The sequence below is a fragment of the Arcicella sp. GW821-FHT09D11 genome (assembly GCF_059416265.1).
The window spans coordinates 240,519-260,334 of record NZ_JBWKOV010000004.1 but is presented as its reverse complement, the minus strand read 5'-3'; the positions used below and the strand labels follow the sequence as shown (position 1 = coordinate 260,334).

The window sequence follows — 19,816 nt, the reverse complement described above, 5'->3', positions numbered from 1 at the left end:
TTGATTTTTTGAAATACGAATCTATCTTAATTATTTATGGCATTATCAATTTACTTGTTTAGATTTAAGAATATTTTCAATGGCAAATACTTAACTTCAAACTAAATGTCAGACAATTCTATTTTCAGACGCAAATCTATTAATAACGTTTTACAACAAAGCGAAGACTCACATGGGGGGGGATTAGTGAAGATTCTTGGAGTCAGAGACCTTACTTCATTCGGTATTGCAGCCATCATCGGGGCTGGTATTTTTAGTACAATTGGTAGAGCAAGCTTTGAGGGCGGCCCAGCCGTTTCATTACTTTTTGTCTTCGTTTCTATTGCTTGTATTTTCACAGCACTCTGCTACGCACAATTTGCTTCAATGGTACCTGTTTCAGGAAGTGCCTATACGTATGCTTATGTTTCATTTGGTGAGATTTTCGCATGGATTATCGGTTGGGCTTTGATTCTGGAATATGCTGTATCTAATATGGTGGTAGCCATCTCATGGTCTGAATACTTTGTAGGTATGCTTCATGGTTTTGGCATAAACTTTCCAGATTACCTGACGATAGATTATGGTACTGCTCATAAGGCATTTTTGGCTAGTCTAGATGTTACTGCCAAACAAACTGATAGTGATATATTCGCTGCAAAGGCCTATGAACATGCACCTGTTTTAGGGAATATCAAGTTGCTAATCGACCTGCCAGCAGGGGTTATTACGATGCTCGTAACATCATTAGTATATGTGGGAATGAAAGAATCAAGAACTGCTAGTAATTTTCTGGTTGTATTAAAATTAGTGGTGATTCTACTCGTAATTTCAGTAGGAGCATTTTATGTTAAACCCGAAAACTGGTCACCATTTGCTCCTAATGGAGTACAGGGGGTGCTAGGGGGCGTAGCATCAGTATTCTTTGCTTTTATCGGCTTTGATTCAATCTCTACCACAGCGGAGGAATGTAAAAATCCACAACGAGATTTACCAAGAGCGATGATTTACTGCTTAGTCATCTGTGCAGTATTATATGTTTGTATTACGCTAGTTTTGACGGGTATGGTGAATTATACTGAATTAAAAGTTGATGACCCTTTGGCGTATGTTTTCCAAAAAATCAATTTTAATTTCATGGCAGGTATTATTTCGGTTTCAGCCGTAGTAGCCATTACGAGTGCTTTATTGGTTTACCAAATGGGACAACCAAGAATCTGGATGGCTATGAGTCGTGATGGTTTACTTTGGAAACGTTTTTCTAAAATTCACCCTAAATTCAAAACGCCAAGTTTCGCTACCATCGTTACAGGCTTTGTAGTAGCAGTCCCTTCTTTGTTTTTGGATATGGGCTTCTTTGTTGACTTAACTAGTGTAGGGACATTCTTTGCCTTTATTTTGGTTTGTGGAGGCGTGCTATATTTAGATTATCAAGGTTTATCTAAAGATGCTAAATTCAAAATTCCTTATTTGAATGGGCAGTTTATCGTTGGTCCGCTATTAATTATTGCACTGGCTTTTACTATTAATAATAATGTTTTCTTCTCTGAGCTTGAAACCAAACCACTTTTAATTGTTTTCTGGTTAGTGTGGGCTGGTTTAGCAGTACTTGCTTATATGCACAAATTCTCGATTTTACCAGTTCTAGGGATTCTGACAAACCTTTATTTAATGACTGAATTAGGCATTACTAACTGGACAATCTTCTTAATCTGGCTTGCTATCGGTTTGGTTATCTATTTTATGTATGGTTATAAAAATAGTAAACTTGCTAAGTAAAATTTAGTAAGTTATCATAGAAATATAAGTTTCCTGAATTTTATCAATCATAAAAAAGCGGTCGAAAAACTAATTTCGACCGCTTTTTTTGTAACTTTAAAATTCAGGATGACTCGTGTTTAATGGCAAATTAACTCATAATCATCTAATTAATCATCGCTCCTTCTGCCTGAGAGTAAAGACACATAATACAATAATTGAGCTAACATACCCAAAGCAGCCGCTACGTAAGTCATTGCTGCCCACCAAAGTGCGTCCTTTGCCATTTCGTGTTCGCGTTGTGTTACCACATTGCGTTCGCTCATCCAAGCTAAAGCTCTTCTTGAAGCATCAAACTCTACAGGTAATGTAATAAAGCTGAATAAAGTAGCTAAAGCGAACATCGCCACGCCAATCGTCAATACTAATTTATTACCCGTAGAATACAAAAGCATCATCCCAATCATCAATGCTATGGGCATAAAGTTGTTAGCAATGCTCAATACTGGCACCATAGCACTACGAAACTGTAACATAGAATAAGCCTTAGCATGCTGAACAGCGTGTCCACATTCGTGGGCTGCTACTGCCGCTGCTGAAGCACTTCTGCCATAAAATACATCAGGACTTAAATTGACAGTTTTGTCTGCTGGATTATAATGGTCGGTTAATTGTCCTTCTACAGAAATAATTCTTACATCATAAATCCCATTATCACGCAACATCTTATCTGCAATCTCTTGTCCAGACAACCCATTCGCCAAACCAATTTCTGAGTACTGTTGAAATTTACTTTTTAATCTCCATTGCACGAACATTCCAATTCCTGCAAAAACTAAAGTAATTAAATATATGCCTATCATAAGTAAAAGTTATGAATTGTGAGTGATGAGTTTTGAATATTAATAACTCGTAATTAATTTATACAATAGTAATCAATACAATTTAACGGAGGTTTCTATTTATCGTAAACAACTGATAGTTAGCAATTTGAAATACTACCGCAACGGCAGACTATTCACCAATCACTATTTACTTCGCTATTAAATTTGTTTAATTTTTTCTATTAATGTAGTGGTAGAATAACCTTTTACCAAAGGTATTGTTTTTACTTCCCCTCCTTTTGCTATAACAAAATCTGCCCCTACAATAGTTTCAATCGTATAATCATCCCCTTTTACTAAAATATCGGGCTTCACTTTTTCGATTAACTCTTTGGGAGTAGGCTCATCAAAAAGCACTACAGCATCAATAAACTCAAAGGCAGCCATCATTCTTGACCGAGCATATTCATTCACAACAGGACGACTTTCGCCTTTTAAACGCTTTACGGATGCATCAGTATTCAATCCTAAAATTAGCTTATCGCCAAGGTTTCTGGCCTTTTCTAAATAATCAATATGTCCTAAATGCACGATGTCAAAACAGCCATTTGTAAAAACTATTTTTTTCCCTTCACTTTGCCAATTTTCCGCTCGTTCTATTGCTTCATTAAGGGTTACTACTTTGTCTTGTGTCATTAGTTTTCGGTTTAATAAATAAGGTAATCAAGAAACTTAGTGCCCCTAAAGCTAACAACGTAACCATTTGCGAGCCATGTATAAAAGTAGCCAAAATAATACCGTCTTTCTGTGGCAAGCCATAAAGCACTAAGGCGTTTCCTACCAAAAAATGAAAAGGGCCAATGCCTCCTTGGGTTGGCGCTGCCATGCCAAATGAGCCCATCGTTAGTACAGTCAGTCCAGCCAATAAACTTAAATGCGCTGTTTCGGGAATCGCAAAGAAAAGTACATACGCCGAAAGCCAGTACATTACCCAAATATTGGCTGATAAAAAGATAAAGAGATACGGCTTTTCGATTTTTTTGATACTCATCAAACCATCCAATAAGCCATTCAAAAAGCCTACTATTTTACCAAGCACAGGCACATCTGATAATTTTTGCTGATATTTTCTGAACAAATAAATTCCTACAATACCCGCTACGGCTAAAAACGCCAATAGCCCAACTATCAAATATATTTTTGAAGCGAATTGTTCCATGAAAAAATGCTGTAGCTTATCAAACTCTAAAATCAAGTTTAAGGATAATACTATCAACAAGGATACTACATCAAAAATTCTTTCCGTCAATACCGTTCCAAATGATTTTTCAAAAGGGATATCATCGGTTTTTTTCAAACTTCCACATCGTGATACTTCTCCCATTCTGGGAATGACATAATTAGCAAAATAACCAATAAAAACAGCAAGGGTTGTATTAAAAGTGGATGGTCGGTATCCAAGGGGTTTCATTAGCATTTTCCAGCGGAGGGCTCTGCTGACATGGGCGATGATTGCCAAAATTCCAGAAAGCATCAACCATTTATAGTCTGCTTTTCGGAACTCTTCAAGCATTTCAGACAAACTGATGTCTTTAAACACAAACCAAAGCAAACCTCCCGCCAAAACTAGCGAAATGGTATATTGAAGTATTTTTTTCATAAGAGAAGTCAACAAATAGGAATTGAGTATTGGTAAATAATCAATCGGTAATTTTACCAATACTCAATTTGAACAAGAAAGACAGCAACACACTAATTTACCAATCTGTTGTTATCATCAGGAAAGACCAAACTCGGTTTATGCACGCGAGCCTCCTCATCTGTCATGATTGCATAAGCAATAATAATAACAATATCGCCAACTTGGGCTCTTCTGGCAGCGGCTCCGTTCAAACAAACAGTACCTGAGCCACGCTCTCCTTTAATTACATACGTTTCAAAACGCTCGCCATTGTTATTATTTACAATTTGTACTTTTTCATTTTCAAGCAAATTGGCGGCATCCATCAGATCCTCGTCAATCGTGACACTTCCGACATAATTCAACTCCGCTTGAGTAATTTTTACTCTATGGAGCTTTGATTTCATTACATGAAGAAACATAATAATTTTTTAATAAACGTGAATATCAAACAGTGTTAACCTACTCTTTGAAAATTATGCTACAAAGATAGATTATTTTTACTGCTTCCTAATGATTGACTATTTCAAATAATTATGTTATCAATCAATCTGGTTTTGCCCAAGAAAGCCGCAATACACAAAGCCGTTTTTCCTTCCAAAAGTTCCTCAATAGGCAATAAGGTTTCAAAGTCTGAAATCTCAAAATATTCTAATTCGATATCTTCAATTACCTCAAAATATGCTGCTACAAACTGCTTGACTTCTGTAGATGATTTAGTCTTGAGTAATTTACCAGCAGCCGATAAAGATTTATAAATCTCTGGAGCGATTACTCGTTGTTCTTCGCTTAAATTCCGATTCCTTGAAGACATCGCCAGTCCATCTGTTTCCCTTTGCGTAGGGCAAATCACCAACTCAAGCGAAAAGCTTAAATCTTTGACTAAACAATTGATTACGGCACATTGCTGTAAATCTTTTTGTCCAAAATACGCTTTATTGGGCTGTACAATGTTAAATAATTTTGAAACTACGATACCAACGCCATTAAAATGCCCAGGACGAAACTTCCCTTCCATGACATTTTCAAGTGTACCAAAATCAAATTTTAAGGTGGGTAAGCTCGGGTACATTTCTGAGGCACTCGGAGCAAAAACGATATCACAAGATGCCTCTTCAAGCATTTTACAATCAGCCTCTAATGTACGGGGATATACCGCTAAATCGTGCGGATTGTTAAATTGGGTGGGGTTGACGAAAATACTACACACTACTACATCATTTTGGCTTTTAGCGGTTTCAATCAGCGACAAGTGTCCTTGATGGAGGGCTCCCATGGTAGGCACAAAGCCTATTATTTTTCCTGACTTACGCTGATTTTGTAAATATGCTTGTAAAGTCTTAATCTCAAAAAATACTTGCATAATATTCTATTCTTTAATTTTTCGGGTTTAAATGAACAAAAAATTGTGTCATTGATACAACTTTATACGTGTTGTTATTCATTCTAAACACATTCACGTTCAATTTTTTGTGGAATTTCCGTATTTTTTTTATATTTTTGCATAATTTTTATGTGAATCCTTCTTGCTTTGACTTTTTGTTTTAGTAGTTTTTAGGTAATTCAGTCAAGAATGTTTGTTGTTTAGATTCTGGCAAATAAGTATTTATTGCTTTGGTGAAATCGAAAGATTTCATTCAATAAAATCATCAACTTCATGAACTACTATGTCCCTTTAACACTTTTTAACAACATCAAAGCTCCTAACAACGACAACAATGTCTAAATTGCGTATCCTTTACGTTGCCAGTGAAGTTGACCCTTTTCTCTCTACGACTCAAGTAGCTAATTTTGTTAGAAAACTCCCTGCTGCTATGCAGGAAAAAGGGTTTGAAATAAGAATCTTAGTACCTCGTTTCGGGTTAATTAATGAACGTAAAAACCGACTTCATGAAGTAGTAAGGTTATCTGGGTTTACGGTACCAGTTGGTGACGACGATAAGCCCGTAACAATTAAAGTAGCCTCTTTGCCATCGGCAAAATTACAGGTATATTTTATCGATAACGAAGACTATTTTCAAAGAAAGTACGTTTTTACCGACAAAGAAGACAGATTTTATGCAGATAACGACGAGCGTGCAATATTTTTCTGTAAAGGCGCGCTTGAAACTGTAAAGAAATTGGGATGGTCTCCTGATATAGTACATTGTAACGACTGGATGACGGCTTTAATACCTTTGTATTTAAAGACTACTTACAGAAACGACCCTATGTTTAAAGATTCTAAAACGGTATTTTCTGTTTTCAACAACGACTTTGCTCATAAATTTGCTTTTGAAGGGCTATATGACAAAGTAAAAATGTTGAATGTTGAAGATGATATGCTGGGAAGTTTAGAATCAGCAGATTATCAAGGTTTTGTTAAGATTGGCGTAGAATATGCCGACGTCGTGATTACGATGGAAGAAGAAGTATCTGAGAAATTTAACACTATTTTTAATGAATTACCCGCAAAAAAATTGGAATACGTTCCAGAAGAGAGTATTGACAGTTACTACAATATTTACACGGAGTTGGCAAGTGCGTAAAGCATTCATTTTTGGTGTTTTCTTTTCTTTTTTAGCAATTTTATCTGCCTGCGAAGACCCTAAAGGGGTAGGTTCAGATGTTTTTGTTGAAGACATTGGTTTATTATATACTGATACTTTAACAGTGGATGCTTCTACCATTTTATTAGATTCTATCGCTAGTTATAGTACAGGTAATCTTTTGGTTGGTCGTTTTATTGATCCTACTTTGGGTGCTGTACAAGCTACAGCCTATTTCCAGATATCAAACTTAACAGCCGATACCATCCGTTCTAACGTTGATACTGCTGGAAGAAGTAATGTAAAATGGATAACGTATCCTTCTAAAAATGACTCTATTCGTTTGATTTTACCTTATAGTTTTGTTCAAGGAGATACGCTTCAAAATCAGAGTTTCAAATTATATCAATTAGCATCAACTGCGACTCTCGACCCTACCGTTGTTTATTATAACAACAGTACTGCTCCAGCGTTGAATCCTACTCCGATTGGTCAATTAAATAATGTAAAAATTCGCCCTATCAGAGATAAAAGAGTAATTCAGGGTACAACAGGTAAATTTGACTCGCTTAGAATACCCATCACCGAGCCATCTTTTGTGAAATTTTTAGAAGGTCAAAGAGACATCGCTAAAACTGAAGCATTAGTAGGTACTGGGTTCAAAGAAGTTGTAAGGGGCTTAGCACTGGTTTCGGAAAGTAATAATAATGCAGCAATCGTTGGTTTCTCGTCTGGAGGAGTTCAAATGCAACTTTATTATCACTATAAATATACCTATACTATAAGAAATACTGCCAATACTGCAGATAGTACACTTACAGTTGATACCACAAAATCTAATAATTTTTATGTGGCTATTACAAATGCTGACGGGACTAGCTTTAATGCAAGATTCAATAAAATAACGCCTACTCGTACTGGTACAACAATCAGTAAGTTAACTAAGGCAACTGATATTTTACCAAGTAGCCAGACTAATAATGAAGCGTATTTACAGTCGGGTACAGGAGTTGGGATAAAAGTGAAATTCCCAAGTTTATTGAAACTAAAAAATAATAAAGACATCGCTATCAACAAAGCTCAATTAATCCTTGAGCCAAAAGGTAATCCAGCGGGATATACTTATCCAACTGATTTGATACTGGTAGAAACAACACCTGCCAATAGGCCACTCAGAACAACAACGACGGGTGAAGGTAGTTTTTCTTTTGTATTGGGTGAAGGTACGACAGCATCTTACGCAAGCAGGACAAATGAGTATTCCTTTAATGTGACGAGTTCTTTACAAAACATTTTAGCGGGTAGAAAAAATAGTAATGGTTGGATTATTACTCCTACGCTATTTGCAACAAATTCTACTACTGGTGCAAGAGGTCCTGCCTTAGGGAAAAGTGTACTAAACCCTGATGTTACACGTGCGATTTTCGACCGTAATAATATCAAGCTAAAAGTCTATTATACTTACGTTACAAAATAATCTGTAATTTCTTGAAATTATTCTGGAGCGGAGAACCATAATATGGATTCTCCGCTCTATTTTTGTGGCAATATATTACTGACTATTTCTTCTGTAACCAGATTAATGATTTAAATAATTAATTAAGGAGTAATAGTGATAACCAATTAAACTATAAATATATGTGTGGCATTGTGGCTTATATTGGGCATCGTGAAGCCTATCCTTTAATTATCAAGGGATTAAAACGTTTAGAATACCGTGGATATGATAGTTCGGGTATTGCTTTATTGAACGATGGACTAAATGTTTACAAAAAGAAAGGAAAGGTAAAAGACCTTGAAGAAGCCCTTAAAAACGAAAACCTTCATAGCAACATCGGTATAGGGCATACACGCTGGGCAACCCATGGCGAACCAAACGACGTAAATGCCCATCCACATTACTCTGCTTCCCAAAACTTAGCCATTATTCACAATGGTATCATAGAAAATTATTCTTCTATCAAGAAAAACCTTCTCAAGAAAGGTCATATTTTTTATTCTGATACAGATTCAGAGGTATTCATCCATTTTATTGAAGATATCCAAGTAAATACAGGTTGTTTGCTTGAAGAAGCTGTTCGTTTGGCAATGAAAGAGGTAGTAGGTGCCTATGCTATCGTTATTATGGATGCTACTAACCCTTCTCAATTAATTGCTGCCCGCAAAGGGTCTCCGTTAGTAATTGGTGTAGGCGATAGTGAATTCTTTTTTGCTTCAGATGCCACACCAATTATAGAATATACCAACGAAGTAATTTATTTGAATGATTATGAATTGGCTGTAGTGCGTGATGGAGAATTAACAGTAAAGAACGTTGATAATATCCTTCAATCACCTTATATCCAAACGGTAGAATTAGAGCTTGAAGCGATTGAAAAAGGTGGTTACGAACACTTCATGCTCAAAGAAATCTATGAGCAACCTCGTTCGGTAGCCGACTGTATGCGTGGTCGTGTAAATGCTGATAGCGGACTTTTAGTATTGGGCGGTTTACGTGATTATGTTGAAAAATTAGCTAAAACCAAGCGAATCGTGATTGTGGCCTGTGGTACATCATGGCATGCTGGTTTAGTAGCTGAATATATCTTTGAAGAATTGGCACGTATTAACGTAGAAGTAGAATATGCTTCTGAATTCCGTTATCGTAACCCTATCATCAAAGAAGGCGATTTCGTAATTGCTATTTCTCAGTCAGGTGAAACGGCCGATACTTTAGCAGCAATTGAACTAGCAAAATCTAAAGGGGCAACCATCATTGGTGTTTGTAATGTAGTAGGGTCGTCTATTCCAAGAGCTACCCATGCAGGTGCTTATACGCATGCTGGGCCTGAAATCGGTGTGGCTTCTACCAAAGCCTTTACAGCACAAGTGACGGTGCTGGCGATGATGGCTATTGCCGTTGCTCGCAAAAAAGGAACTTTACACGAAGACACTTTCAGAAGATTGTTGTTTGAACTAGAACGTATTCCTTCGAAAATAGAAACGGTTCTGAAAACAGATGAGAAAATTAAAGTAATTGCCGAGCAGTTTAAAGACTCGCGTAACTTTATTTATCTTGGTCGTGGCTATAACTTTCCTGTAGCATTAGAAGGGGCGTTGAAATTGAAAGAAATCTCCTATATCCATGCTGAAGGTTATCCAGCCGCAGAGATGAAACATGGTCCTATTGCTTTGATTGACGAAGAAATGCCTGTTGTATTTATTGCTACTAAAGATAGCTCTTACGAAAAAGTAGTATCTAACATTCAAGAAGTAAAAGCCAGAAAAGGGAAAGTAATTGCCATTGTAACCGAAGGCGATAAATTGATTCCAACCATGGCAGATTATACCATTGAAATCCCTGCTATGCACGAGGCTTTGATTCCTCTGGTGGCAACTATTCCATTGCAACTATTATCGTATCATATTGCGGTTTTAAGAGGCTGTAATGTAGACCAACCTAGAAACTTGGCTAAGTCTGTTACTGTAGAGTAGTTTTTAGAAACAAGACGCTAGACAAAAGATTGTTAGGAAATTTAGAAACAAGGCGTTAGACAAAAGACCGTTAGGAAAAAGCCCTAACGGTCTTTTATTATTGTTTATATTCTTCTATTACATCTTTAGTTGTCCTTGAAAATATCTTGATGTACAATATTATTTTCTATCAGCAGTAGTTTCTTTAACGATAGCCTTTATTCTATTATCTAAAGTGCTTGTTGCTTCAATCATCATGCTTAACCAATGTTCATCTACGGCGTATAGCTTATCTTTAATTAACTGAACTAAACTCATAATTGACGTAAGTGGATGTCTAATTTCATGAGATTGCATGACAGCTATCTTCCTTAAGGATTCATTTCTGGCTTCTGTTTGTTCTAATTGTTTTTTTAGTAATAATTGCCCTAATTTTAATTCCATAAGGTACATTACTTGCCTTGAAAGTACAGCTAAAGCCTTTTCTTGTATGAAATTAATTTCACTAGGTTTTGAATCAAACAAGCATAATGTTCCTAGTTTAAGTCCGTTATTTAAAATCAAGGGGGCTGCTGCATAAAATCTTATATTAGGGTCTGACTGCACCAAAGGGTTTTTATCAAAACGTTTATCTTTTGAAGCATCTGGAATTACCAGAATATCGTCTTGTTCAATACCGAATTTGCAAAATGAGGTTTCTCTAGGCACCACATCAAACGCACGACCAGACCTTACTTTTACCCAGCTTACTTTCTCATCCAAAAGCGTAATAAGTGCTACAGGTTTATCACAAACCTGTGCGGCTAAGTCTACAATATCCTGCAAATCTGATGATTTACTAAAATCCAATTCTAAAAAACGACGTACTTCTTTAAGCCTTTCTCCTTCAGTTTGGTCTTTATCCATATTCAATTTTAATCCATTCTTCTATCAAGCTGATGAAGGAAGGCTATAGATTTTTTTAGTTCCTAGGTATTGGTATGATAAGCTAATTTTGGTAAGTGTAATAATTTACGGTGAGCTTGATTGAAAAAATAGTTAACACTAAATAAATATACATTAAAAACATGGAATAGTTTTAATAAATATTAATAAAACAATAAAGGGCAAGCTTTCGCTTGCCCTATTATCTGGCATATATTAGTTTATGATGATTAAATACTTGGGTCAGTTGGCGTATTTGGGTTCGTCAACCTTTCTTGGTCAGGATAGGGATAGAAATTACGAGTACGTTCTATCAAACTTGCTGGTGGAGCAGGTCTTCCAAAACGGCGACTGTCTTCTAATCTTAATCCTGTCATAAACAACTCGGCAGAACGTTGTTTATATACTTCAATTAATAAAGCATCTTTTGTTACAGTGCCAGCATAAGCTGATAAGCCTGCATTTACGCCAAAAGCATCGCCAGATGCCTGTGTTCTTACGGCATTGATATCAGCCAAGGCTGTTACAAGATCTGGAGTAGCTTTTCTAAGATTAGCTTCTGCTCTGATTAAACGCATTTCATCTGGCAAATACACAGGAATAGGACGATCAACGGCATCAAAAAAGCCTACTAGTCTTTTCAACTTCTCCCCTCCTACTACTACATCTGGCGTAGCTAAATAGAAAGCCAAACGCTTGTCATCAGCATCTACCAAAGCGCTAGGTAAACCAAAGTTATCACGCGGAGCATAATCTTTGCTGATTTGCGTAGCTGTATAAATTGGGTTCTGGCTTTGTGAAGAAAAAACAAATGACGACTTCTTTGACAAGTCCACCGCATTAGCGGCTGCGATGGCTGCATCAAAGTTGCCAAGCATCATGTTATATCTTGCACGATAAGCTTGAATGGTATTAATAAGGTCAAAGTCTGCTCCTGTTACTTTTGTTCTAAACTCAGCCGAAGGTGCTGTCGTCGACACCATTGTCACGGCTTCATCTAATAATTTTACTGCCAGTTTTAATGCTTCTGTACGGTCAGAATAAATGGCTTGTCCTAATTTGTCAGTTTGTAAAGGCAGTTTTTCAAAAGAAGTTGCCAAACCACCTAATGCCATTGCTTTGAATAAATTAGCATGGGCTACAATACCACTTTTAAGGGCAGCATCACTTGCTAAAGCTCCAGGAGCACTTGCAATAATATCATCAGCCATGCCCATGATACGAAACATTCTAGACCATACCCCTAATACGTTACCATTGAATGTAGGCAAAGCGGTTCCGCCTGCCTCTATTTCAATGATGTTTGTAAAAGTGGTAATTCCTTTGATTTCGCGTGATGTAGTACCAGGGGTTAAAATCAAGGCACTCAATGCTGTAGTTGAATAATTCTGACGTAACCCCACACTTAAAGTAATAAGTCCGTCACGTGTTGATAAAATCTGAGCGTCTGTTGGGCCGTTCGGATTCTTAATGTCCATGCTACAGTTAGTCAGCATCATACTTGAAGCGACTAAAAGGCTGGTTGTAAATATTTTTATCTTGAATTTCATCGTCTATTCTTAATTAAAAATGAATAATCTATTTTTAGAATGAGTTGGTCAATTTGTTAAAACTTTATCCTAATTAAACATTTTAAAATTCATTGATTCCCTAAAAATTAGCTGTTAAACCAATAGAGTATTGGCGTGGGATAGGTACCTCCACAAAGTCGAAACCACGTACAGCATTAGACTGCCCTGCTGCGTTTACTTCTGGGTCGTAACCACTGTAGTTATCGAATGATAATAAGTTACGGCCAGCCAATAAAATACGGATGTTTTTCAAGCCCAACGCTTTAGGAGTAGCCATATACGAAATAGAGACTTCTCTTACTTTTACGAAAGAACCTTTTTCGATATAATTTTCGAAAATACTAAACAATGCAGCACTTGTACCTTTTGGCACTTGCCCTTTTAATTCTGGTTCATAACCTGTCAAGCCACCATATAAATCACGTTCGCCAACTCTACGAGTAAAGTTAAATACATCAAAGCCTTGCATAGCATCCAACTGCAAACGGAAAGTGAATTTCTTGTATTCTACTTCATTGATGAATGAATACACCGCAGTAGGGTTTGGATTACCAATTACTTTACTTAAAATAGCACCGCTTGGTTGTCCACTAGCATCTCTACCAATCGTATATTGACCATTGGCTAATTGTGTTCCTCTTTCACGTTGAGGTAAACCTCCTGGGGTTAATAATAAAGTACCGTCTGGTTTACGTGCGAAGAATGTTGAATAAAAAGCACCTAGCGAATAACCATTTACGGCTGCCACTTGGCTAAATCCACCTGCAAATGGTAGTACTCCGTTTCCTTCTACCCCATCAATTACGTTTTTATTTTGTGTGTAAGTGATAGTAGTAGTCCATTTTACATTTTTATTTTGAATCGGAATAGCACGTACCATTACTTCAAAACCTTTGTTGGTCATCGTACCGATATTTACAAAACGGTTGTTATAACCAGTAGTTGGCGCTAATGTACGGTTCAGAATTAGGTCTTTTACTTCTTTGTTGTAATACGTAAATTCTACCCCGATACGGTCTTTCAATAAACTGAAATCAGTACCAATTTCTAATTCTGTTTGTCTTTCAGGTTTTACTGTAAAGTTTCCTAAAGTCAATGGAGCTAAATAACCATTTAAACCACCTGTCGTAACGGGTGAATAGTTTGTAAAGCGGTCGTAAGCACCAATGGCTGTTAAGTTACCTGCTTGTCCCCAAGCCGCTCTTACTTTAAAGTTGGGTAAAATATCCTCTAAGCTATTTTTCCAGAATTCTTCATTTGATATTACGTATGAAGCACTTGCTTTAGGATAAAACTGCCAACGATTATCGATACCATATACTGAGGCAGCATCCCAACGACCAGCCCCTGTCAAGTATAATTTATTAGCAATTCCAAAAGTTTGTTGTACAAAAACACCTGCGAAAGCTCTCTCTGCACGACTTTCCCCTGCTACTATCAAAGCACCATTGTTAACGGTTTCTCCAAAAATACCCAATTGTTGTGCATTGATAGAAGTAGTCTGCGAACGGTCGTATTGAATAGTTCCACCTACACCAGTAGTAGACTCGATAAGGTCACCTATTTTAGTTTGGTAGCGAATATTCAAATCATTATTTAGTTGTAACACATTGGCATCAGCACGACGAGACAAACCAGCATCATAACTTGGCGTAGTGTTTACTGGAGGAATATAAGCTGTACCCAATTGTGTATAAGTATCTAAACCAAACGTATAGTCAATTCCTAGTCCTTCTACTGGCGTAAGGTTTAATTGTACATCACCCGTAAAACGAGAAGTACTTTGTTTAAACTTGAAACGGTCGATAGCTTCCAAAGGGTTTGTTCTACGAACTACCGCAGTTGGTGCTGTAGATGGATAAGCCCCTGTTGTTTCATTTTTGGTAGGATTCACAAAGTTGTTCGAGAAGATAAATCCTGTTAAAGCTCCGTAGGCTTCGTTGATACCTCCGTTTGGAATTTCGTTTGAGCTACTATAAGTATAATTTCCACCTATGGTAAGGCTTGCCCATTTGTTCAAATGCTGACCGATTCTCATTCTTACATTGGCACGATTAAAATCAGAGCTTTTAACAATACCTTGATTCTGGAACATCGAGCCAGAGAAGAAATAATTAGAATTTTGATTACCGCCAGAAACTGACAAATACTGCTCGTTTCCTACTGCTTGACGGAAAATGTCTTTCTGGAAATCATAACGTGTTACATCTGTTTGTGTTAAATCTGTTGTAACAGTATTGACGAAAGTCTTTCCATAAGTATTATAAGGCAAGGTCTTGCGGACTTCACTTACTCTGAAAGTAGAGGAGAAACTAACGCTTGCTTTGCCATCTTTTCCTTTTTTGGTAAAAATCTGAACAACCCCGTTGCTGGCTCTTGAACCATAAATAGCCGCAGCAGCAGCACCTTTAATCACCTCAATTCTTTCAATATCATTTGGGTTTAAATCAACCAAACGGTTTTGAGCATACCCTCCTAAATCCAATAGTTCACGTGAATCATTGTTTACAATTACACCATCTACAATATATAAAGGATCAGAAGAACCCACAATTGTACTTGGCCCACGTAAACGAACACTGATACCCCCTGCTGGGTTTCCAGAATTTTGTGTAATTTGTGCTCCAGCAATTTTACCAGATAAAGCTTGGTCAATAGAAGTAGCGGCAGAATATTGTAAATCTGATGCTTTTAATGAAGTAACGGCATTACCCAATTGTTTTTTGCTAGTGGCTACTGACGTACCCGTTACAATTACTTCATCTAGTCCAAGTGCATCTGTTGGTAATTGAACAGACAACACGATTGGGCTTTCTTTGCCAATAATTACTTTTTTGATGACCGAACGAAAACCTACCGAACGAAATTCAAAATCATAACTTCCGCTTTTTACGTTCACATTTAACGTAAATTCACCATTAACATTCGTAGCAGTACCAATTTGAGTACCTTTTAAGATGACAGAAGCGCCAATTAAGGGTTCGTTACTCTCATCCAAAACTTTACCCTTTACGACAATGGATTGTGCCAAAGCGTTCAATGAGAACATCATGACAAACAGCCCAAGCAAAGTAGATAGGAAATGTTTTTTCATTTGATTTTTTGGGGGTTGAGTGAAGAGTTAAATGCTTTTTTATGCATCTTTATCCGCAATAAAAGTAAAATAGTAGGCGAATTCATGCAATAATTAAAATTACTTTTTAACAAAAATAATAAAATAATTCAAAAATCATTATTTTTATCGTAAAATTTCAACTTATTTCTGTTTAATTTTCAAAAATTCAATCAAAAACCTGCAAAAAAACGCATGAGTATTTTAGAAAGTAAAGTTTTGTTAAAAAAGGAAAGGCAGTTACAAATAATCCACCAGATTAATCTTCATAATAAAATACTTTCTTCCGACCTCAGTTTAATTCTGAATGTTTCAGAAGACACTATTCGTCGTGATTTGAATGAATTGGCTACCGACAATAAAATTGTGAAGGTGCATGGTGGTGCTTTATCAAAATCATATAATGTTTCGGCTACCCAAGCGGATACGTATGCTTATGACCAAAAGAAGATAATTGCTATTAAAATGATTAAGCTAATCAAGGATGGAATGACTATCCTGACCAGCGGAGGAACTACTATGCGAGCCATTGCGAATCAGTTGCCTAATAATTTGCATGTGACATTCTTTACCGTAAGCCCACTAATCTCTTTGGAATTAGCCGAACATCCGAATGTAGAAGTGATTTTTTTAGGGGGAAAAATCTCCAATATCTCTAAAATCAGCGTCGGAGGTGAGGTTGTCAGTAAAATTAATGACATCAAAGCTGATTTATGCGTTTTGGGTATTAATGGCTTCGACCCCGAAGGAATCAGTGATTCCGACTATGAGGTAGTACAGGTAAAAAAGGCGATGATAAAATCATCAAGACAAGTAGTGGCCACTACTATTTCAGAAAAACTAAATTCTGATTTGCGGTTGCGTGTGTGTACTTTAAATGAAATAGATTACTTGATTACCGAACTTTCGCCGAGCCATGAATTATTAAAACCGTACCATGATTTGGTAAAATACATCCTATAAATAAAAAAGGTAAGTCTTGATGGAAAATAATTGATTAATTTTGTAGCCATATTTTATGTGGACTAGCCTTGTGCTTCCAGAAGGGCAACTCAAACGTTAATCAAAATCAAAAATGTCTGTCATTATTTCCAATATTACCGAAAGTCTCCCAGCATTTCTGGCTGAAAACCAATACACCAAAATTCATGTAATTGTCGATGAAAAAACGCATCGTCATTGCTATCCTATCATCAAGCCTCTATTACCTAAACATCAGCTAACAAAAATACAATCGGGTGAAGCCAATAAGAATTTAAGTACTTGCGAGGTTATCTGGGAAGGACTAACGAATCAATCTTTAGACAGGCATAGTTTAGTAATCAATGTGGGTGGTGGCGTAATTGGAGACATGGGGGGATTTTGTGCAGCTACTTATAAACGTGGTATTGATTTTATTCAAATTCCAACAACTTTATTGTCACAAGTAGATGCAAGTGTTGGCGGAAAACTTGGGATTGATTTTCAAGGATTAAAAAATCATATTGGAGTATTTAAAATACCAAATGCCGTTCTGATTGACCCAGTTTTCTTGAAAACTTTACCTAAGCAAGAGCTTCGTTCGGGTTTTGGTGAAATTATCAAACATTGTTTGATACAAGATGCTGACAAATGGAATGAAATCAGAAAAATAGATTTTGAAGAACAGAACTTTGCTGACTTAATTGCACATTCTGTTGCCATCAAAGAGGCAGTAGTAGCAGCAGACCCAACTGAAAAAGGATTAAGGAAAATATTGAATTTTGGTCATACGTTGGGGCATGCCATCGAAACGTTTTATTTAGGCAAGCCCAAATTGCACTTACTACATGGTGAAGCCATTGCGGCAGGAATGATTTGTGAAGCGTATATTTCTTTCAAAAGAGGCATGATTGACCAACAATCATTGGAAAAAATTGAGGAATTTATCTTTGCAGTGTACGGAAAAGCGACCATCAAAGAAAGTGAACTAGAAGAGATTATTGCATTAACAGCACAAGACAAAAAGAATAAAGGCAAAGAAATTAGATTTTCTTTATTAGAAGGAATTGGTAAATGTACTTATGACATTTCAGTTTCGGCCAGCGAAATGAAAGAAGCTTTACTTTATTATATTGGGTAGCGTGATTAAGCTTAGACAGCTTTTATAAAGTTGTCTAATCTGAAGTTTGAGAAATACCAGATATACATTAAATGCTTCTCAAAAATCAATAACTTATTTTAAGCTTAGAAAGCCCTCTAAAACAGTTATATTTGTAAAAACGGAAAAGCAATGAGAAACTCGCTAAAAACTCCCTTAACTCAAGCTCAGATGTTAGTTTTACAAGTGGTAAAAGAACAATATAATGAGCAAGATTTAGATGAATTAAAGCAATTATTAATTGACTTTAATCATCAAAAGATGCAAAAGCATTTGGATGAATCTGTTGCTAATAAAGAATATACTGATGAAGATTTTGAGAAAATATTAAAAGGGCACGACCGAAAAGCACATTAATATGCTCAGAATTGTTTTAGATACCAATGTTTTAGTAGCAAGTATTTCTAGGAAATCTCCATTTCATTGGGTTTAAGCCTTTTTACAAGAAAAATACCAGTTATGTGTTACTACTGACATATTAGATGAATATGCTGAAATTATTGAAAGGTTTTTTTCAGTAAAAGATGCAGAAACCACCTTAACACAGATAATGATGAGTAAAAACGTAATTCAAATTATTCGTTTTTATGAATGGAATGCCATAGAACAAGACCCTGATGATAATAAATTTTTTGATTGTGCAGTAGCAGCTAATGCCCATTATCTTGTTTCAGAAGATAATCATTTTAACATTTTAGAAAAAATATCATTCCCTTTAGTCACAAGAATTAAAACAGTTGAGTTTAAAGAAGTACTTGCAGAAATCTAGTTTCCAAAGTATAAAGACTAGATTCTACAACTTTTTAAAAAGTTGTAGAATCTGATTGATTTAGCTACACATACAAAATCCCCTTATCCACCTTCGCAGGTAACGGCCCTTTAGTTACCAGTTTTAAAGCTGCTAAATTAGCCCCAGCATTTGCACAATTTTCTGGACTAGCTCCTTCAGTATAGGCTGTCAGAAAGCCTGCCCAATACGCATCACCCGCTCCTGTTGCATCCACTACTTCGAGGGGTTTTACGCCCAAAGTAATTTGTTTTGTTCCTTTTTCAGTCGAGATGATTGAGCCATCTCCGCCTTTGGTTAGGCAAATTAGCTCTGCTCCCATTGTATGAAAATCTTGCAGGATTTGTCCTTCTGATACTTTATGTCCGTATATTCTTTCGGCATCATCTTCGCTTAATTTTACCAAAGCATCATGTGAGCAATAGGCTGAAATAGTTTCCCAAGCCTGTTTTCTATCTGGCCAAATTTGTATGGCATAATTGGCATCTAAACTAACTTTACAATGGAGGGCATTTGCTCGTTTGGCAGCATCCACAATAGTAGTTTGGGCAGGGTCTTGGCTCAATGCAAAACAAGTAGTATGAAAAATAGTGGAGACTTCTAATAAACTATCTGGAATATGCTCTGGTTGAAGCATACGGTCTGCCATACGGTAGGCAATAAAATCTGGCGTGCCTTTGGTTCGAGAAACCACTACAATACTTGTCGGCTGAAAATCATCAATGGCTATGTGGCTGATGTCAATTCCTGTTTTGGCTACTTCTGTTTTTAGGTAAATACCGATATTATCGTTGCCAATACAGGAAACCAAGGCGGTATTCATTCCTAAACGAGCCATATTGGCAGCCATATTGGCGGGACTTCCACCCTGAAACCGTTCGAAAGTAGAAGTTTCAAGAATACTTTCTTGTATTTCCGTACCAATAAAGTCGGCCAAGAGCTCACCAACCGAAAGTAATGCATATTTTTTCATATTTATAAAAATGGATTGCTGGATTAAAGCCCAAATATTCAATAATTTTTAGTGCTTTATCCGTGCAAATTACTGATAATTCTGTAAAAATTGAGTAGATTTAATAA

16 protein-coding genes and 1 pseudogene are annotated in these 19,816 nt (G+C 36.5%); 8 read left to right on the top strand and 9 right to left on the bottom strand.

Going from position 1 to position 19,816, the window contains the following annotated elements:
- The first annotated feature begins 105 nt into the window (after positions 1 to 105).
- On the top strand, positions 106 to 1,758 hold the full coding sequence (locus AC07N0_RS13925; protein WP_492803340.1) for an amino acid permease: 1,653 nt from the start codon (positions 106 to 108) through the stop codon (positions 1,756 to 1,758).
- 149 nt (positions 1,759 to 1,907) lie between these two features.
- Here the strand turns inward: AC07N0_RS13925 and AC07N0_RS13920 are convergent, their stop codons facing one another.
- The 5 genes from AC07N0_RS13920 to panC form a co-directional block, all read right to left on the bottom strand.
- Positions 1,908 to 2,600, bottom strand: coding sequence for a zinc metallopeptidase (locus AC07N0_RS13920; RefSeq protein ID WP_494589650.1), 693 nt, complete (start codon positions 2,598 to 2,600; stop codon positions 1,908 to 1,910).
- A gap of 180 nt (positions 2,601 to 2,780) precedes the next feature.
- Positions 2,781 to 3,257, bottom strand: a complete 477-nt coding sequence (gene rfaE2 / locus AC07N0_RS13915; protein WP_494589649.1) for a D-glycero-beta-D-manno-heptose 1-phosphate adenylyltransferase — start codon at positions 3,255 to 3,257, stop codon at positions 2,781 to 2,783.
- On the bottom strand, positions 3,229 to 4,221 hold the full coding sequence (locus AC07N0_RS13910) for a lysylphosphatidylglycerol synthase transmembrane domain-containing protein (RefSeq protein WP_492803335.1): 993 nt from the start codon (positions 4,219 to 4,221) through the stop codon (positions 3,229 to 3,231). The genes rfaE2 and AC07N0_RS13910 overlap by 29 nt, the downstream gene beginning before the upstream one ends.
- A 92-nt stretch (positions 4,222 to 4,313) precedes the next feature.
- Positions 4,314 to 4,664, bottom strand: a complete 351-nt coding sequence (gene panD / locus AC07N0_RS13905; protein ID WP_492803334.1) for an aspartate 1-decarboxylase — start codon at positions 4,662 to 4,664, stop codon at positions 4,314 to 4,316.
- Positions 4,665 to 4,768: 104 nt separating this feature from the next.
- Positions 4,769 to 5,605 (bottom strand): pantoate--beta-alanine ligase, encoded by an 837-nt coding sequence (panC, locus tag AC07N0_RS13900; RefSeq protein ID WP_494589648.1) that lies wholly within the window; start codon positions 5,603 to 5,605, stop codon positions 4,769 to 4,771.
- A 355-nt stretch (positions 5,606 to 5,960) separates the two neighbouring features.
- On the opposite strand from panC, the gene AC07N0_RS13895 reads away from it, so the two are divergent.
- From AC07N0_RS13895 to glmS, 3 genes are all read left to right on the top strand, one after another.
- A complete protein-coding gene (locus tag AC07N0_RS13895; protein ID WP_309919185.1) occupies positions 5,961 to 6,770 on the top strand; it encodes a glycogen/starch synthase in 810 nt (269 codons plus the stop codon).
- On the top strand, positions 6,682 to 8,247 hold the full coding sequence (locus AC07N0_RS13890) for a DUF4270 family protein (RefSeq protein ID WP_492803329.1): 1,566 nt from the start codon (positions 6,682 to 6,684) through the stop codon (positions 8,245 to 8,247). The genes AC07N0_RS13895 and AC07N0_RS13890 overlap by 89 nt, the downstream gene beginning before the upstream one ends.
- A gap of 161 nt (positions 8,248 to 8,408) precedes the next feature.
- Positions 8,409 to 10,244 carry a glutamine--fructose-6-phosphate transaminase (isomerizing) gene (glmS, locus tag AC07N0_RS13885; protein WP_494589647.1) on the top strand — a complete coding sequence of 612 codons (1,836 nt, stop codon included), beginning with the start codon at positions 8,409 to 8,411 and terminating at the stop codon, positions 10,242 to 10,244.
- A 159-nt stretch (positions 10,245 to 10,403) separates the two neighbouring features.
- Here glmS and AC07N0_RS13880 read toward each other — a convergent pair whose 3' ends face one another.
- The 3 genes from AC07N0_RS13880 to AC07N0_RS13870 form a co-directional block, all read right to left on the bottom strand.
- Positions 10,404 to 11,129 carry a GAF domain-containing protein gene (locus AC07N0_RS13880; protein ID WP_494589646.1) on the bottom strand — a complete coding sequence of 242 codons (726 nt, stop codon included), beginning with the start codon at positions 11,127 to 11,129 and terminating at the stop codon, positions 10,404 to 10,406.
- Positions 11,130 to 11,377: 248 nt separating this feature from the next.
- Entirely contained in the window at positions 11,378 to 12,697 is a 1,320-nt protein-coding gene (locus tag AC07N0_RS13875) for a RagB/SusD family nutrient uptake outer membrane protein (protein WP_494589645.1), read from the bottom strand.
- 100 nt (positions 12,698 to 12,797) lie between these two features.
- Complete coding sequence (locus tag AC07N0_RS13870; protein ID WP_494589644.1) at positions 12,798 to 15,812, bottom strand: SusC/RagA family TonB-linked outer membrane protein; 3,015 nt, start codon at positions 15,810 to 15,812, stop codon at positions 12,798 to 12,800.
- Positions 15,813 to 16,025: 213 nt separating this feature from the next.
- Here AC07N0_RS13870 and AC07N0_RS13865 point away from each other — a divergent pair, with 213 nt between their 5' ends.
- The 4 genes and pseudogenes from AC07N0_RS13865 to AC07N0_RS13850 all read left to right on the top strand — a co-directional run.
- A complete protein-coding gene (locus AC07N0_RS13865; RefSeq protein ID WP_494589643.1) occupies positions 16,026 to 16,793 on the top strand; it encodes a DeoR/GlpR family DNA-binding transcription regulator in 768 nt (255 codons plus the stop codon).
- Positions 16,794 to 16,905: 112 nt separating this feature from the next.
- The gene (aroB, locus tag AC07N0_RS13860; protein WP_494589642.1) at positions 16,906 to 17,931 is read left to right on the top strand and encodes a 3-dehydroquinate synthase; all 1,026 of its coding nucleotides are present in this window, start codon (positions 16,906 to 16,908) and stop codon (positions 17,929 to 17,931) included.
- Between the two features lie 150 nt (positions 17,932 to 18,081).
- The gene (locus tag AC07N0_RS13855) at positions 18,082 to 18,306 is read left to right on the top strand and encodes a DUF8507 family protein (protein WP_494589641.1); all 225 of its coding nucleotides are present in this window, start codon (positions 18,082 to 18,084) and stop codon (positions 18,304 to 18,306) included.
- A gap of 94 nt (positions 18,307 to 18,400) precedes the next feature.
- A pseudogene (locus tag AC07N0_RS13850) lies at positions 18,401 to 18,718 on the top strand (putative toxin-antitoxin system toxin component, PIN family); the annotation flags it as partial.
- Between the two features lie 64 nt (positions 18,719 to 18,782).
- On the opposite strand, the gene AC07N0_RS13845 reads toward AC07N0_RS13850, so the two are convergent.
- Positions 18,783 to 19,709 carry a carbohydrate kinase family protein gene (locus AC07N0_RS13845; protein WP_494589640.1) on the bottom strand — a complete coding sequence of 309 codons (927 nt, stop codon included), beginning with the start codon at positions 19,707 to 19,709 and terminating at the stop codon, positions 18,783 to 18,785.
- Positions 19,710 to 19,816 lie beyond the last annotated feature (107 nt).